This is a genomic window from Streptococcus sp. FSL R7-0212, assembly GCF_038007985.1.
Taxonomy (GTDB): Bacteria; Bacillota; Bacilli; order Lactobacillales; family Streptococcaceae; genus Streptococcus; species Streptococcus parauberis.
Genome location: NZ_JBBOYF010000001.1, coordinates 146,901 through 163,182, shown reverse-complemented (window position 1 = coordinate 163,182; position 16,282 = coordinate 146,901). Strand labels below are relative to the sequence as shown.

The 16,282-nt window shown below is 37.5% G+C and carries 15 protein-coding genes; 6 read left to right on the top strand and 9 right to left on the bottom strand.

What is annotated here, in order from left to right; all coding sequences use genetic code 11:
* Positions 1-5 precede the first annotated feature (5 nt).
* Entirely contained in the window at positions 6-1,277 is a 1,272-nt protein-coding gene (locus tag MKY69_RS00980) for a toxic anion resistance protein (RefSeq protein ID WP_340790799.1), read from the top strand.
* A 129-nt stretch (positions 1,278-1,406) separates the two neighbouring features.
* Positions 1,407-3,668, top strand: coding sequence for a bifunctional glutamate--cysteine ligase GshA/glutathione synthetase GshB (gene gshAB, locus MKY69_RS00975; protein WP_340790798.1), 2,262 nt, complete (start codon positions 1,407-1,409; stop codon positions 3,666-3,668).
* A gap of 83 nt (positions 3,669-3,751) precedes the next feature.
* On the opposite strand, the gene MKY69_RS00970 is transcribed toward gshAB, so the two are convergent.
* Positions 3,752-5,500 carry an LPXTG cell wall anchor domain-containing protein gene (locus MKY69_RS00970; protein WP_311981624.1) on the bottom strand — a complete coding sequence of 583 codons (1,749 nt, stop codon included), beginning with the start codon at positions 5,498-5,500 and terminating at the stop codon, positions 3,752-3,754.
* Positions 5,501-5,880: 380 nt separating this feature from the next.
* Between MKY69_RS00970 and MKY69_RS00965 the strand changes: the two genes are divergently transcribed.
* From MKY69_RS00965 to MKY69_RS00950, 4 genes are read left to right on the top strand one after another with little or no spacing between them, the layout of a single operon-like run.
* Positions 5,881-7,386, top strand: coding sequence for a helix-turn-helix domain-containing protein (locus MKY69_RS00965; protein ID WP_340790797.1), 1,506 nt, complete (start codon positions 5,881-5,883; stop codon positions 7,384-7,386).
* Positions 7,387-7,413: 27 nt separating this feature from the next.
* Positions 7,414-8,286 (top strand): Hsp33 family molecular chaperone HslO, encoded by an 873-nt coding sequence (hslO, locus tag MKY69_RS00960; protein ID WP_003108619.1) that lies wholly within the window; start codon positions 7,414-7,416, stop codon positions 8,284-8,286.
* Positions 8,273-9,250: a tRNA dihydrouridine synthase DusB gene (dusB, locus tag MKY69_RS00955; RefSeq protein WP_311981347.1), complete on the top strand. Its 978-nt coding sequence runs from the start codon at positions 8,273-8,275 to the stop codon at positions 9,248-9,250. Before hslO ends, dusB begins: the two co-directional genes overlap by 14 nt.
* 17 nt (positions 9,251-9,267) lie before the next feature.
* The gene (locus MKY69_RS00950) at positions 9,268-9,909 is read left to right on the top strand and encodes a deoxynucleoside kinase (protein ID WP_003102694.1); all 642 of its coding nucleotides are present in this window, start codon (positions 9,268-9,270) and stop codon (positions 9,907-9,909) included.
* An 82-nt stretch (positions 9,910-9,991) separates the two neighbouring features.
* Here MKY69_RS00950 and MKY69_RS00945 read toward each other — a convergent pair whose 3' ends face one another.
* The 8 genes from MKY69_RS00945 to MKY69_RS00910 form a co-directional block, all read right to left on the bottom strand.
* On the bottom strand, positions 9,992-10,795 hold the full coding sequence (locus MKY69_RS00945; RefSeq protein ID WP_003104647.1) for an ABC transporter ATP-binding protein: 804 nt from the start codon (positions 10,793-10,795) through the stop codon (positions 9,992-9,994).
* Positions 10,796-10,803: 8 nt separating this feature from the next.
* Positions 10,804-11,688: an ABC transporter permease gene (locus tag MKY69_RS00940; protein WP_003104091.1), complete on the bottom strand. Its 885-nt coding sequence runs from the start codon at positions 11,686-11,688 to the stop codon at positions 10,804-10,806.
* A gap of 34 nt (positions 11,689-11,722) precedes the next feature.
* Positions 11,723-12,709, bottom strand: coding sequence for an ABC transporter substrate-binding protein (locus MKY69_RS00935; RefSeq protein WP_003108623.1), 987 nt, complete (start codon positions 12,707-12,709; stop codon positions 11,723-11,725).
* An 11-nt stretch (positions 12,710-12,720) separates the two neighbouring features.
* Positions 12,721-13,692: an ABC transporter substrate-binding protein gene (locus MKY69_RS00930; protein ID WP_003108625.1), complete on the bottom strand. Its 972-nt coding sequence runs from the start codon at positions 13,690-13,692 to the stop codon at positions 12,721-12,723.
* A 468-nt stretch (positions 13,693-14,160) separates the two neighbouring features.
* Complete coding sequence (locus MKY69_RS00925) at positions 14,161-14,559, bottom strand: single-stranded DNA-binding protein (RefSeq protein WP_003105619.1); 399 nt, start codon at positions 14,557-14,559, stop codon at positions 14,161-14,163.
* Positions 14,560-14,696: 137 nt separating this feature from the next.
* The gene (ytpR, locus tag MKY69_RS00920) at positions 14,697-15,323 is read right to left on the bottom strand and encodes a YtpR family tRNA-binding protein (protein WP_013794394.1); all 627 of its coding nucleotides are present in this window, start codon (positions 15,321-15,323) and stop codon (positions 14,697-14,699) included.
* Positions 15,324-15,338: 15 nt separating this feature from the next.
* A complete protein-coding gene (locus MKY69_RS00915; RefSeq protein WP_003103432.1) occupies positions 15,339-15,656 on the bottom strand; it encodes a thioredoxin family protein in 318 nt (105 codons plus the stop codon).
* Positions 15,656-15,937, bottom strand: coding sequence for a DUF4651 domain-containing protein (locus tag MKY69_RS00910; RefSeq protein ID WP_003102775.1), 282 nt, complete (start codon positions 15,935-15,937; stop codon positions 15,656-15,658). Before MKY69_RS00910 ends, MKY69_RS00915 begins: the two co-directional genes overlap by 1 nt.
* Positions 15,938-16,282 lie beyond the last annotated feature (345 nt).

Below are 16,282 nucleotides of genomic sequence, written 5' to 3'. Positions count from 1 at the left end.
AAACCATGCCAGATTTTAATTTTGACATTGACCAAATAGCTAATAATGCTATTACTAAAAATGATAAAACAACTGAAATCATTAGCCATGAAGCAAGTGATGTTAGTAAGCCAATTTCCTTCTTAGAGAAATTAAGTCCTGAACAACGAACAGCTATTCAAAGCAAAGTACCTGCTGTTGTCGATAGTTTTATGGCAGACCAAAATGCCTTACTTGACTTTGGTCAATCTGCTGTCGAAGGAGTAAATAACACTGTTAATCATATCCTTGCTGAACAAAAGAAAATTGAAATTCCACAAGTTGATGATTTGTTAAAAAATACTAACCGTGAACTCAACGGTTTTATTGCTAAATATAAAGACATCGGTCCTGTTGAATTAGAAAAGAAACCAAACTTGCTTCAAAAATTCTTTAAACAAAGCAAAGATACCCTCCAAGAATTCTATTTTGATGCACAGAATATTGAGCAAAAAATGGACGGGATGGCTGCTGCTGTTGTCAAGCAAGAAGACACCTTGGCTAGAAATATTGTTTCAGCTGAACTCTTAATTGAAGACAATACTAAATCAATTGAAAATTTAGTTGGTGTTATCTCCTTTGTTGAAGCCAGCCAAAATGAAGCTACTAAACGTGCAAGTAGTATTCAGACTGAACTTGCTAAACTAGATGCCCAAACTCCTGAATACCAACAAGCTAGTGATCTCTTAGCGCGCACAACTGAAGTCATTAATACGCTTGAACAACAACATACTGAGTACCTCAGTCGTCTCTATGTTGCCTGGGCAACAACACCACAAATGCGTAACTTAGTAAAAGTTTCTTCTGACATGCGTCAAAAACTTGGCATGCTGCGTCGCAACACTATCCCTACGATGAAGTTGTCAATTGCGCAACTAGGCATTTTGCAACAATCACTCAAATCTGGGATTACTGCGGATGCCATTGTTAATGCTAATAATGCAGCTCTTCAAATGTTAGCTGAAACAAGTAAAGAAGTTATTCCTGCTTTGGAACGTTCGGCACAAAACCCAACCATGTCTATCAAGTCTGTCACTTCCCTTACTGAAAGTTTAGTTGCTCAAAATAACGGCATTATTGCTGCTATTGATAGTGGCCGTCAAAAACGGGCCCAATTGGAACATACTATTATTAAATCCGCTGAAACTATTAATGACTCGGTCAAACTGCGTGATGAGAAGATTGTCCAAGCATTACTCAATGAAGGGCGAACTACGCAAGATGAAGTTGATCAACCGTCAGCATCTACGACTAATTAAGAATAAACTATCCTTTTAAAAAGTGGCTTGCGAAAGCAAGTCATTTTTTGTGATAAACGTATCAATTTTTTGAAATTCAGTCTTGAAACATGTAAACTGGAACAAAAGACTACGAAGGAGACCAAGTATTTGGTATTAGATCAGCTATTACAAAATGTCCCAGCGACAACTAATATATTAGAAGCCACTTTTGGTTTGGAACGTGAAGGCTTACGTATCAAGGAATCAGGACAGGTTGCTCAAACCAACCATCCGAAATCATTAGGATCACGAACGTCTCACCCCTATATCCAAACCGATTTTAGTGAAGCGCAATTAGAATTAATTACACCAATTTCACAGACAACAAAACAAGCACTTAGACGATTAAATGCTATTACTGATGTTGCTCATGCTTCAATGCCCACCGATGAAATGATTTGGCCACTATCAATGCCACCTTACATTACTGAAGATGACATTCAAATCGCCAAACTAGAAAATCAAGATGAAGTTGACTACCGCGAAAAGTTGGGCCAAAATTATGGCAAAAGACTCCAATCTATTTCGGGGATTCACTATAACTTTGAATTAGGTAAAGACTTAACGAAGCACCTCTTTGAATTAAGTGCAAGTGACAATCTAACTGACTTTAAAAATCAGCTTTACATGAAAATTGCCAGACAGTTCTTACGTTATCAATGGTTTGCAACTTACTTATTTGGTGCTAGTCCGATTGCTGAAAAAGACTTCTACCAAGATGCCCCTCAGCAAACTGTTCGTGCATTGCGAGCCAGCCATCAATTTGGCTATAGCAACGATGATTCTGTTCAAATTTCATTTTCTTCACTTGAAAATTACGTTAAGGATATGGAAACTGCCATTAATTCTGGCGCTCTGTCACTTGAAAAGGAATTCTACTCGTCCGTACGCTTACGCGGCAGCAAGCACTCGCGTGATTATCTGGAAAAGGGCATTACCTATATTGAGTTTCGTAATTTCGACATCAACCCCTTTGACCGTCTAGGAATCTCTCAAGAGACTCTAGATAGCTTCCATCTCTTTATCCTCAGCCTCCTTTGGATGGACGATGTGCTTGATTTTGATGGAGAAATTGCTAGCGCCCGTCAACTTAATGAGGACATTGCCCTTGCATCTCCTCTTGACCCATTGCCAAACCCGGCTGACGCAATAGCTATTCTCCAAGAGATGACAGACATGATTGAACATTTCCAATTAGGGGACTATGCTAAGCAGTTAGTTGAGCACCTGTCTGAGGCTGTAAATCAGCCAGTACGCACAATAGGTGGACAGCTCGCATCACATATTCAAGAGGGTTCTTTAGAAGCATTTGGATTAGACCAAGCTAGACACTTCACAGAAGAGTTAAACCAAGCTCCTTATGCTTTAAAAGGTTATGAAACCATGGAATTGTCAACTCAGATGCTAATGTTTGATGCCATTCAAAAAGGAATCAATTTAGAAATTCTGGATGAAAATGACCAATTTCTGAAGCTTTGGCACGATGATCATTTTGAGTATGTCAAAAATGGTAATATGACCTCCAAAGATAATTATATTGTTCCATTAGCCATGGCTAATAAGACAGTAACCAAGAAAATTTTGGATCAGGCTGGTTATCCAACACCAAAGGGAAGAGAATTTGCCACTAAGGATGAGGCTCTTCGTTATTATCAATTAATTGCTGACAAATCGATTGTGGTCAAACCAAAATCAACTAATTTTGGACTTGGCATTTCCATCTTCCAAAAACCGGCTAGCCTTTCAGATTATGAAAAAGCATTGGACATTGCTTTTTCTGAAGATACCGATGTCTTAGTTGAAGAGTTCATTTCTGGAACAGAATACCGCTTCTTCATCTTAGATGGCAAATGCGAGGCTGTACTGCTTCGCTTAGCGGCTAATGTAGTTGGCGATGGTAAGCATACTATAAAAGAATTAATTGAAATCAAGAACCAAAATCCTCTTCGAGGATTAGACCATCGTTCTCCATTAGAAAAAATTCAACTGGGCAAAATTGAAAAACTAATGCTTGCTCAAGAAGGACTAGATGAAAACAGTGTTCTAGAGAAAGGTCGCAAGGTCGAATTAAGACGGAACTCCAACATTTCAACTGGTGGAGATTCTATTGATTTAACAGAGGAAATGGACCCGTCATATAAAGAGTTAGCAGCACAAATGGCTAAATCTATAGGGGCGTGGGTCTGTGGCGTTGATCTGATTATTCCAGATATCAGTAAACAAGCTAGTCTAGTAGAACCAAACTGTTCTTGTATTGAATTAAATTTCAATCCTTCAATGTACATGCACACATACTGTCATGATGGACCTGGACAAGCTATTACTCCTAAAATCTTAGCAAAACTATTTCCAGAAGTGCCCATTTTATAGAAGACAAAAAAGAGTTGAACCATCTAGGTTCAACTCTTTTGATTAAGCAAGACTGAATGTACTAGGGGGAATGGACGACTTGCTTAAGCTTCTTTACGTTTACGATTGAGAGCCAAACCACCAGCTCCAATAATAATAGCCATTGCAGAGGCTGTAAAGAAAGGATTTGCCATCACATCACCAGTTGAAGGCAAATTGTTTTTAGCATCTGTAGACGCTTTGTGACTGTCAGTCATCGGTGAAGCAGCCATCGCTTTGCCTAAACCTTGGTTCTGTGGGTGAGCAATGTTCATCTTAGCTAATTGGTCAGCCAATTCTTTTTGAAGGCGTGCAATTTCAGCTTGGAAGTCGGCAATTTCTCTGTCACTATGATTTTTCTTAGTATCAAAGTCTTTTTGTAGATCTTCCATTTCTTTAAGTAATTTATCATTTGCTAAGTCTTTATCAGCTAGTAAGGCTTTTAAACGATCCATTTCTGCTTCAAGTTCCGCTTTGTCAGCTTCCAAGTCTATCGCTTTTTTCTCTAAATCAGCTTTTTCTTTTTCTAAATCTTTTACCTTAGTTCCAAGCTCAGCAACTTCTTGTTCTAAATTAGCACGTTGCTCTTTCACCTGGTTTAATTCTGATTGAGTCGCTTCTAAGTCAGATTCCAGTTCTTTAATCTTATCTGCTTGAGCTTTAACTTGTGCGTCTGATTTTTCTTTTTGCCCTTTAAGGTCTTTAAAGGCAACCCCTCCATCAGCAACTTCTTGTTCTAATTGAGTAATCTTTTGATTAGCAGCTTCATTAGCTTCTTTTAAACTTGCCAATTGACTTTCTAGGTCTGAAACTTTAGTCAAAGCAGTTTCTAATTGTCCGTCAATAGCATCTTTTTCTGCAAGAGCTGCTTGATAGTCCTGGGCTTTTTTGTCAAATTCTTCTTTAGCTTGTTGTAGGGCATTTGATAATACAGTGACGTTATTATTCAGTTTTTGTGCTTCAGCAGCTTTCAAATCAAATTCTTCTTTAGCTTGATTTAAAACATTACTTAAAACAATAACACGATTGTTAGCAACTTCAGCCTCTTTAGCTTTTTGATCAAACTCTTGCTTAGCTTGCTCTAAGGCATGGGTCATGACCTTAGCTTCGTTTTTGTATTTATCAGCTTCTTTTTGAATTGACTCTCGTTGAATAAATAGATTTGCAGCATCTCTGGTTGCAATCTCATACTTTTTCTTTTCACTAGCAAGTTTTTTATTGAGGTCTTCAATTTTATTATTTAAATCCTCTGAATGTTTAGCTTCACGCTTTGCCATTTTCAATTTGCTTTCAAATAGGTCTTGTAAAGCTTTTTTTGTTTTATCAAGTTCTTGTTGCTTTTCTTTTATTATGACTTCTTTTTCTTCTAATAATTTCCCTCTGTTCTCATTACTAAGGACTCTTTTTTCTAATTCAGTAATTAATAGAGAAGCTAAGCTTAATTGTTTATGATAATAATCTCTAGAATTATCATTATTAAAACTTCCTAAAAGATTAGAAAATCTGTTATAAGTACCTTTCCCGTATAAAATGTGTCCATTATCGAGTCCCTCTAGGAGTGAAAATAGAGTATCGATATCTGCATTTTTTAGAGTATTTCTGATTGAATCCAGTGCTTTACCTTCATCATAATTTTTTTCAACAATCGCTTTAATTAATTTATTATAATCATCAGTTGCAATTTTATGACGATATTCATTAGCCGTTACTGTTCCTACAGCTCCTCCCATTGTTCCAAGGGCTGTGCTTGCCAATACTGTAGCAGTGACCGCTTTTCTAAGTGCGTATTTGCGGGCTTTAATTTTTTTAGCCATTTGTTTCTTTCTCCTTTTTACTTCTTAAGTATCGCTTTATGCTGTAGACAAAATGCATTATCTATCTACCTGTTCACTAAAGCTCTTAATAAATTATATATGAGTTTTTGATTAGAATAAAGTTCATATTTTTTATTTAATTTATAATTTTTGGTTGTGTCAGTTTTGTATAATAAATAGGAAACAAGATTTAAAACCGCTTATTACTTGCATTAATTGGCATGTGTTACTCAAAACTATTCTAATAAAACAATTAATTTTTTATTATAAAATTATTGACAACTATCTCATTTTGAGATATCTTGAACAAGCAAGCTTTTATGGTACCGTTTCAAAGCCTTATCCATAAGGGATTGTAATACATTTAATAAGGAGTAGTTATGCCATTTCATAAGGATATCTTTACCAATCAGCAAGTGCGTGAATTGAAATTGATCACCCTCTTGCAAGAACATAAGTCATTATTAGATTATAGAAAGGTTTGTCACTATTTAGATTGCTCCTTTCTGACCCTGCAGACTGAAATTTCCACCTTGAAAACATTTCCTGAGATAGAAGATATGTCTTACCAGCCCTCCCACCTAGCCATTACCTATAAAGAACAATATGGAACCCAAAAGTTTTACCAGACAATCCTTAAAGATTCTCCCTCTTTAAATCTCTTGAAGCTCATCTTTTTTTCCGAATGCGAAACGATGGAGGAACTAGCAGATAAACTCTTCATTAGTCTGTCTACTCTAAAACGTTTATTAAAAAAGACCAACAGTTATCTGACAACTCGTTATCACTTTAAAGTAGACTTGAAAAAATTAGTCTTTATTGGTGAGGAGAAAGCTATTCGTCTCTTTTTTCTTAAGTATTTTTCAGAAATTAATAGTATTGACGATTGGCCGTTTACTCCCTACATTCCCAAAGATTTAATTGAAGATTTGGTTTCCTTTGTGGCAGAGAAACAAAAGTGGCAAATGGATTTTTCACAGTATCAGCACCTGCTGATTTATGCTACTGTTAACTTGATTCGTTACTTGGATGGTTATCAAAAGGGGAACCTCTCTTGCCTCGACCATAATTTGTCTAAGCAACTAGCTCAATCTCCAAAAAATCACTTTCTGCGCCAGCGATTCCACGAAAACTTCAAAAAACCTTTAGACGATCAGACCTTTACAGACCTTTTTTCCTCTTTCTTGTCAGAGGAATTGCTGTGCAACCCAAAGCAAGTTTCCTTGTCTGAAAATAAGTTTTTACATTTCAAAACTTGGCGTCACCTCTTGCTTTGCTTAGAAGGCGAAATTCATCTTCCTATCACCAACAAAGATGAGATTATCATGCGCTGTCATAATGCACTGGAACTCGGAAATGAGGACTTTTATCTTAATTTCTTGGTTTACGACTATCGTAAAGAATTCTTAGATTACTTTAGTCAAGATTATCCTCATTTTATGCAAGAAGTCCAAAAGCATGCTAATTTGATGATCCGCAAATATCCTAGTGAGATTATTGATTATACTGTTGACCATTTAACTTATCTTTTACTGATGACTTGGGAAAATCTGTTCCTCCATTTAAGTCAGCATATTGAGAAACAGAAGTTGATGGTCGTTGAACGCGGGAAAGGGAGCCTTGGTCATTTTCTTCAAGTCTATTTGGGACAATTTTTTGAAATTTCGATTTTCACAGATTACAACTTAGCCCACTTAAATACCGATGACTGTGATCTAATCATCACCGACACACTTTTAAGTGAAATGGAAAGCGTGACCGTTCTTTACTTTAATAAATTGGTTCCTGCAGAAGTCTTGTGTCGTTTAAATGACTATTTACGAAAACAATTAAAATTGCAATTTCAATCTAAATATGAAAGAAGTCAGTTATCTCATAAGTTATAAAATTGTCTTTATGCTATAATATTAGCTATGGATAAACTAATTAAATCAATAGCCAAATCAGGCTCGTTTAGAGCCTTTGTTCTTGACAGCACTGAGACAGTCAGAACTGCTCAAAAAAAACATGAAACTCTTTCTTCATCTACTGTTGCTTTAGGACGCACTTTAATTGCCAATCAAATCTTAGCAGCTAATCAAAAAGGGGATAGTAAAATTACGGTCAAAGTCATTGGTGACTCTTCATTTGGCCACATTATCTCTGTTGCTGATACCAAAGGCCATGTTAAGGGCTACATCCAAAACAGAGGCGTTGACATTAAAAAGACTGCTACTGGAGAAGTTCTAGTCGGACCTTTTATGGGTAATGGCCATTTTGTATCAATCATTGATTACGGAACAGGTAACCCATATACGTCGACGACCCCTTTAATTTCTGGTGAAATCGGTGAAGACTTCGCCTACTATTTAACTGAATCTGAACAAACACCATCTGCTGTCGGCTTAAACGTTCTTTTAGACGAGAATGATCAGGTCAAAGTTGCTGGTGGCTTCATGCTCCAAGTTTTACCTGGTACATCGGAAGAAGAAATTGCCCGTTATGAAAAGCGTCTTCAAGAAATGCCCGCCATTTCTACTCTCTTAGAATCAGATGACCATATTGAAGCTCTCTTATCAGCTATCTATGGAGAAGATGAATACAAATGTTTATCAGAAGAGCCTCTCAGCTTTACCTGTGATTGTTCTAAGAAACGGTTTGAGTCTGCACTAATCTCTTTACCGACCAGTGATTTAAAAGCCATGATCGATGAAGATCATGGTGCCGAAATCGTCTGCCAATTTTGTCAGACTGTCTACACATTTGATGAAACAAATTTGGAAGGAATCATCAATGACAAAGCTTAATTCTTCCTTTATGATTGGGAATGTTGAGATACCTCATCGTACAGTGCTAGCACCGATGTCTGGTGTGACTAACTCAGCATTTCGGACAATCGCCAAAGAATTTGGAGCTGGTTTAGTTGTCATGGAAATGATTTCGGAAAAGGGACTACTTTATAATAACGAAAAGACCCTGCACATGCTTCATATTGACGAGACTGAGCATCCAATGTCGATTCAACTCTTTGGAGGTGATATTGAAGGCTTAAAACGAGCCGCTGATTTTATTCAGACCAATACAAAAGCAGACATCGTTGATATAAATATGGGTTGCCCGGTCAACAAAGTGGTTAAAAATGAGGCTGGCGCCAAATGGCTCCGCGACCCAGAGAAAATCTACCAGATTATAAAAGAAGTCACAGCTGTCCTTGATATACCTTTAACCGTCAAAATGCGGACCGGCTGGAACGACAGCTCTCTTGCCGTTGAGAATGCATTAGCTGCTGAATCAGCAGGTGTCGCTGCGCTAGCCATGCATGGCCGGACCCGGAAACAAATGTATACGGGCACCTGTGATCATGAGACACTAGCACGCGTTTCAAAAGCCATCACTACAATTCCATTTATTGGCAACGGTGATGTTCGCAATGTCCAAGATGCCAAATTTATGATTGAAGAAATTGGTGTCGATGCCGTGATGATTGGGCGCGCAGCTATGAGCAACCCTTACCTTTTCACACAAATTAACCATTTCTTTGAAACGGGTCAAGAATTGCCAGATCTTCCATTTACCAAAAAATTAGATATTGCTGAAGATCATTTAACGCGGCTGATTTCACTGAAAGGTGAAATGATTGCTGTTCGTGAATTTCGTGGTTTAGCACCGCACTACCTTCGCGGTACGGCAGGTGCTGCAAAGGTTCGTGGGGTAGTATCACGCGCCGAAACATTAAGTGAAGTTCAGGACATTTTTGCAACTGTCCGCTAAGATAAAGAAGGAGAATCATGTTGATAGTATTAGCTGGAACAATTGGTGCAGGAAAAAGTTCTCTTGCAGCCGCACTTGGTGAACACCTCGGAACTGAAGTCTTTTATGAGGCTGTGGATAATAATCCAGTTCTTGATTTATATTACGAAGACCCTAAGAAGTATGCTTTTTTACTTCAAATTTTCTTTTTAAACAAACGGTTTAAATCAATCAAGGAAGCTTACAAAGCAGATAACAATATACTAGATCGTTCTATATTTGAAGACGAGTTGTTTTTAACCCTCAACTATAAAAATGGCAATGTAACAGAAGCTGAATTAGAAATCTATAAAGAATTATTGGCAAATATGCTTGAAGAACTTGAAGGCATGCCAAAAAAACGTCCCGATCTCTTAATTTATATTGATGTTTCCTTTGAACGGATGCTAGAACGCATTGAAAAACGTGGCCGTAGCTTTGAGCAAGTGGATGATAATCCAAGTCTTGAACACTACTACCAACAAGTTCACGGTGAATATCCAGAATGGTATGAAAACTACGATGTATCACCAAAAATGAAAATCAATGGCGACGTTCTTGATTTTGTCCAAAACGAAGATGACCTCAAACGCGTCTTAGCAATGGTCGATGAAAAACTTAAAAAATTAGATTTACTATAATAAAAAAACCAGTATAGAGCTATTTTCTATACTGGTTTTTTTATCTTATCATTTTTCCTGTTTTAAACGATATGGTAGGTATTTAGCCTAAAACTAGGGCATCATCATTAAGTTCTTGACCACTTCTTTCTTGGAAAAGATTTAGCAGCTGTGGGACGGTGAGCTTTTGCTTTTCTTCCCCTGAAATATCTACAACAATTTTACCTTGATGGAGCATCACTAGTCTATTGCCATAGGCAATGGCATTCTCCATATTGTGTGTAATCATTAAGGCTGTTAATTGATGTGTCTGGACAATTTTATCAGTCAAGCGCATCACCATATCACTGGTTTTTGGGTCAAGGGCCGCTGTATGCTCATCCAACAACAAGAGTTTTGGCTTTTCTAATGAAGCCATTAATAGAGTTAAGGCTTGTCTTTGTCCACCAGATAGGAATTGTGTGTCCACTTTCATCCTATTCTCTAAAGACAAATCTAGTTCTTTTAAAGCTTCCTTGAAAATCTGCCGTTCGTTTTCTTTAACTCCCCAAGATAAACCACGTTTTTTACCACGGCGGTAAGCAATAGCCATGTTTTCTTCAATACTTAGGCGTGATGCTGTCCCCATCTTAGGGTCTTGGAAAACACGGCTGATGAATTTTGCGCGACGAGAAGCTGGTTGATTTTTGATCGATTGAGTTTCTAATAAAATATCTCCTTGATCAAGACTGAGAGTTCCTGCTAAGCTATTCATTAATGTTGACTTACCGGCTCCATTGCCCCCAATAATAGAAATGAAGTCACCTTGCTCAACTTCCAAAGATAGACCTCGCAAGACATGGTTTTCATTAACAGTGCCTGCTTCAAATACTTTGTGAATCGAATCGATTGTTAATAATGCTGTCATATGAACTCCTAACCTAATTTGGGTTGACGAATACGTAATTTCTTTTGAACTTCTGGAACATAAAGAACGCTGGCTAAAAGAATAGCTGAGAAGAGTTTAACTAAGTCTGCATCCATACCAGGAATAGATAAAATGGCTAGAATAATCAGACGGTAGATAATTGAACCGATAACAATTGAGGTTAGGCGCCAGCCTATGCTCAAATTCCGAATCACTACTTCTGCAATAATAATTGATGCCAGACCGATAACAATGGTTCCTACCCCAGAATTCAAATCTGCGTAGCCATTATTCTGACAAAGAAGTGCCCCACAAAGAGCAATTAAGCCATTGGAAATCATGTATCCTAAAATCTTCATATTGTCCGTTTTAATGCCGTTGGACTCACTCATCGGAATGTTATCTCCGGTCGAACGAAGTGCTAATCCTAGTTGTGTTTTCATGAGTAAGGTTAGGACAGCAATAACCATTAAAACAAAGATGCCACCAAGAATCATGACTGAGGCCGTTTTGGTAAAGCCCAGATCATAGACTTGGCTAACTAAGGTTTTTTGTCCTAATAAGGCGACATTAGCACGACCTAGCACCTTCAGATTAATTGAGTAAAGGCCTGTCAAAGTGATGATCCCCGTCAAAAGAGCTGGAATTTTTAGCTTGGTATGAATTAATCCGGATACAAGTCCGGCTATGAACCCGGCAGCTAAAGCTAAGAGAGTGGAAAGTAAAGGATTGAGACCAGATACAATTCCTGTCGCACAAACCGCTGCACCTAAGGGATATGACCCTTCTGCTGTTAAGTCCGCGATGTCCAATATTCTAAATGTGATGTATACGCCAATTGCCATCACGGACCATAAGAGCCCTTGTGACAAGCTTGATAATATTAATGCCATGTTTCCCCCTTAAGTAGTTACCACTACTTGTTTATTATTTAACTGATAAGTGATTAAGATCTAAGCCTAATTTCTTGGCTTGCTCCTTATTGATATGCAACTCAAGTGTCTTTGGATACTCAACCGGAATCTCAGCTGCCTTTTTACCTTCGATGATTTTAACAGCTTGTTTTGCTACTTGTTTACCTAACTGACGATAGTTTGTACCATAAGTCAGCAAGCCACCCGCATCGACCATATCTGTTGACCCACCAATGATTGGAACCTTGTGCTCTACTGACAATTGACCAATCATTGACATGGTTGAAGCAACCGTGTTATCTGTCGGAACGAAAACAGCATCCACTTGTGACATCAGACTATTAGTCGCATCTTGCACATCATTGGTCGAAGAAATAGCTTTTTTAACCACTTGATAGCCAGCTTTCTTCAAATCTTTCTCAGCTTCTTTAACTTGTACTTCTGAGTTGCGCTCACTATTTGTATAGAGAATTCCGACTTTTTTTGCCTTGGGAAGTGCTTGCCCCAGTAAATCAACTTGCTTATCGATTGGTGCTTGGTCACTTGCTCCGGTCAACAGCCCCCCAGGTTTTTTGATAGAAGAAACTAATTTAGCAGAAACAGGATCTGTTACAGCTGTAAAAACAATCGGTTTATCAGTAGAGGCTGTTGCCATTGCTTGCGCTGCCGGTGTTGCAATAGCTAAGACCAAATCATTTTTTTTGACCAACTGTTCTGATATAGTCTGTAAATTAGATTGATCCCCTTGCGCATTCTGGTAATCAAAGGTTACATCCTCACCTTCAGTGTAGCCCTGCGCTTTTAACTCGTCTTTAAACCCTTTACGAGCTTGATCTAAAGAGACATGTTCCATATACTGCAGAATTCCAATTTTAATTTCTTTTTTTGAGGTTCTCACATTTTCCGTTGCACTTGTCCGACATGCAACTAAGATAATGCTAGTAAGAGCTAAGAAGAGTAATTTGCTTAATTTTGTGATTCTTTGATAGTTAACTTCCATGTCAGTGTCCTCTATTTGCTTTCTACTAATTGTTTTTCAAGTTCTTTAGGATTTAATCCAAGTGATTTAGCCATGTCTTTATTAATAGCTAGTTCAGGTTTTTCTGGTTTGGCAACGGCGATGGTTGAAGCTTTTTTGCCATTGAGAATTGCTACCGCTTCTTCCCCGGCTTGCCTACCAATCGCTTCATAATCAACGCCTGATGTGAAGAGTACTGCGTCAAGGTAAGCTTTGTCACTGCCAATTGCCGGGGTTTTATTTTCTTTTAAAATTTGACCAATTGTCATCGCTGTTGATGCAACTGTATTATCAGTCGGTAAGTACACAGCATCAACTTGACCAACTAAACTTGTCATCACTTGTTGCACATCATTACTTGTTGTAACTGTCTTTTCAACAGCTATAATTCCTTTTTTCTTCAGAGCTTTTTTTGCTTCTTTAGCTTGCATCTGTGAATTTACTTCACTGGAATTATAAAAGATGCCCACTTTTTTAGAAGTCGGAACAGCTTTTAGCAACAAGGCGACTTGTTGTGGAACATTTCCAGCATCAATTGAACCGGTCATGTTTTTACCAGGTTTTTCCATTGAATCAACTAAACCTGCTCCAACGGGATCAGTAACGGCAGTAAAAACGGCGGGTGTATCTGGATCACTAGTCAAGAGTGCCTGTGCTGCCGGTGTTGCAATGGCAAAATTCAAATCATTCTTACCAGTTAATTGGTCAACCATGGTTTGGAGATTAGCTTGTTCACCTTGAGCATTTTTACTGGTAATTTGTAAGTTCTTGCCTTCTTTATAACCACCATCTCTAAGTGCCTCGATAAAGCCTTTTCGTGAAGCATCTAAAGCAGGATGCTTGGCATATTGAATAATCCCTACTTTAACTTGTCCCTTGTTTTCTGTCGCTTCTTTACGACAAGCTGATAAGATAACCAATAAGCTTAATACACCGACTGTAAAAAATAATTGTTTAAATTTCATTCGACTCCTCTTTCATTTGTGTACAAAAATAAGACCATTTAGATATATCTAAATGGTCTTACACAAATACAAGAGTGCTAAAAATACACTGCTCTATGGTGGTGTCCACTTAGATATGATTTATCTATGTGGACATACAACTCAAATAGCCCTAGCCTCATAGATACAAACTTACGTTTCACGTGTTTGTATCCATGCTTACCATGACTACAAACACTATCTAAAGAAGCTAAAGTAATAACGCTTATTGATGTTATGAGTTGTGCAAATGTTTACCATAGGGCACCTCCTGTTTTCCTTCGTTTAATTTTTTTAAATTATAATCCATTTTTTTAGGCCTGTCAACACCTAAAAATACAAATCATCTCTTTTAGTTGAAATATTCTGACAATTGAATCACTGCTAAAGCCTATTATGACAGGGCTAAGCAGACATATAAGACAAAATCAAAAATTTAATAAAAAAATTTTAGAAGGGTAGGTCATCTTCCTCATCAAGAACTAAGTCAGAGAGATCATTCGTCATGTTATTTTCACGCATTGCTCGCTGCGCACGACTTTCTAATAATTGAAAAGTATGACACAAAACCTCGGTCACATAACAGTTCTTCCCATCTTTTTCATAGCGACGTGTTCGCAACTCGCCTTCCAAAGAAATTAGGCTGCCTTTACTACCATAGGAAACTAGTGATTCAGCAAGTTTCCCCCATAAAACTAAATTGACAAAGTCCACTTGCCTTTCACCTTGAGCATTTTTATAACGACGATTAACAGCAACTGAAACACGACAAACCGACTTATCTTTCGGTGTCTTAATTAATTGTGGGTCGGCAACTAAGCGTCCTATCATGATTACTCTATTGTACATTTTTGTACCTCCTTAACTAATTATTCGTAAACGAAATGTTTAGTTAAGGTATTTGTCTATATTTAAACAAAAAAAGGGGAACAACTAAATCAGTCATTTCTACAAAATGACTGATTTTTGTCCCGCTTTCAAATTTATTAAACTTGCCAATGTTTTTCTGGATTGAATGATTCGCCAACAACTGCACTATCATCAAGTTCGATGATGCCACGTTTTTGCGGGGCATTTGGAAGTGCCAATTCACGTGGAGAGCACATCATCCCATAGCTGTCTTGTCCTCGTAGTTTGCCAGGGAAAATAAGGCTGCCGCTTGGCATCATTGCGCCTGGTAAGGCGACAATCGTCTTCAAACCAAGAGCTGCATTTGGTGCTCCTGCTACGATTTGGACTGTTTTATCTTCTCCGATGGCCACTTGGCAAATATTGAGGTGATCACTGTCAGGATGAGCTACCATTTCTGTAATTTGTCCAACAACAAACACAGGAGACACTGTCTCAGTTAATCTTTCTTCAAATCCTTCTTTTGCTAATTCTTGATTTAAACGATCAAGTTCTTCTCGACTTGGGAAAACTTGGCCGTTTCCTTCAACCTTAATCAAGCTAGAGACATCAAAGATATTCCAAGCAAGCGTCTTGCCAGTTTCATCAGCAGTAATTCGGGCAACTTGTCCCTTACGTTCAACAGAACGTTTGATATCTTTAGTGTCTTCTAAGATGACCATCAAGACATCACCGACTTGTTCTTTATTATAAGCAAATATCATTTTTCTTCCTATTCCTTACTTGTTACTTGAAATGAACTGATTAATTTCAGCTTTAGTTTTTCTTAATTTATTAACCAGTCTCGCCTTCTCTTGTCCATTTTCAATGATTAAAAAGCTTGGAATGCCAAAAATATTCCACTTTTGTGCAAGATCCATAAAATCATCGCGATCTAAACGGACAAAGGTTAACTCTTGATTTTCTGATTCAATTTCTGGCATGACTGGATATATAAATTGGCAATCTGGGCACCAATCGGCAGTAAAGAAAAGCAATAGTTTTTCTTTCTTTTCAAGCAATTCAGCGATTTCTTCATAGTTTTTTGGAATAATCATTATTTTTCCTCCTGAAAGACAATATCGCCCCGACTATAGGTAAATTGGTAAGCTCTGCTATCAGCCATGACGACTCCTCCATTAATAACCCTAAAACTTGAGGAATAGTCATTGATATAAAGAACATCAATTTCTCCTAAATCAGAAAAATACTGACGAATCTCATTTGTGATTTTTAGTCTTCTGTTTTCTTGGTATTTTTCCTTGAGTACTAGGGCTGTCACTGCAACTGCTGATAGCCCTACTAACCCAGAAATACCTTTTTGTTTTCTATTAGTCATATCCTATATTTTATCATAAAATGGAGTATTTGGGATAGGTCTGAGTCTAGAATGATAAATGAAAAATTTCTTTATATTAGTTTTTGGTTAAAATGTTGACATTTAATTGTAATTTAGGTAAGTTAGTCATAAAAAGGAGGCCCAATGTCCCAATTATGTAGTCAACTTATTTCTTGTACAAACGAAACACAAATTTCCATATTTTGTGCCACCATCTTTCTTCTTTTTTCATTAGTAATTCTCCTCTATTTTCTTTTCACCTTACACTACTAATCTATATTTATAGGGCTTTTCTGCTATAAAAATGGTAAAATATATAGTGATAATAGGGAAATCCCTTAATAG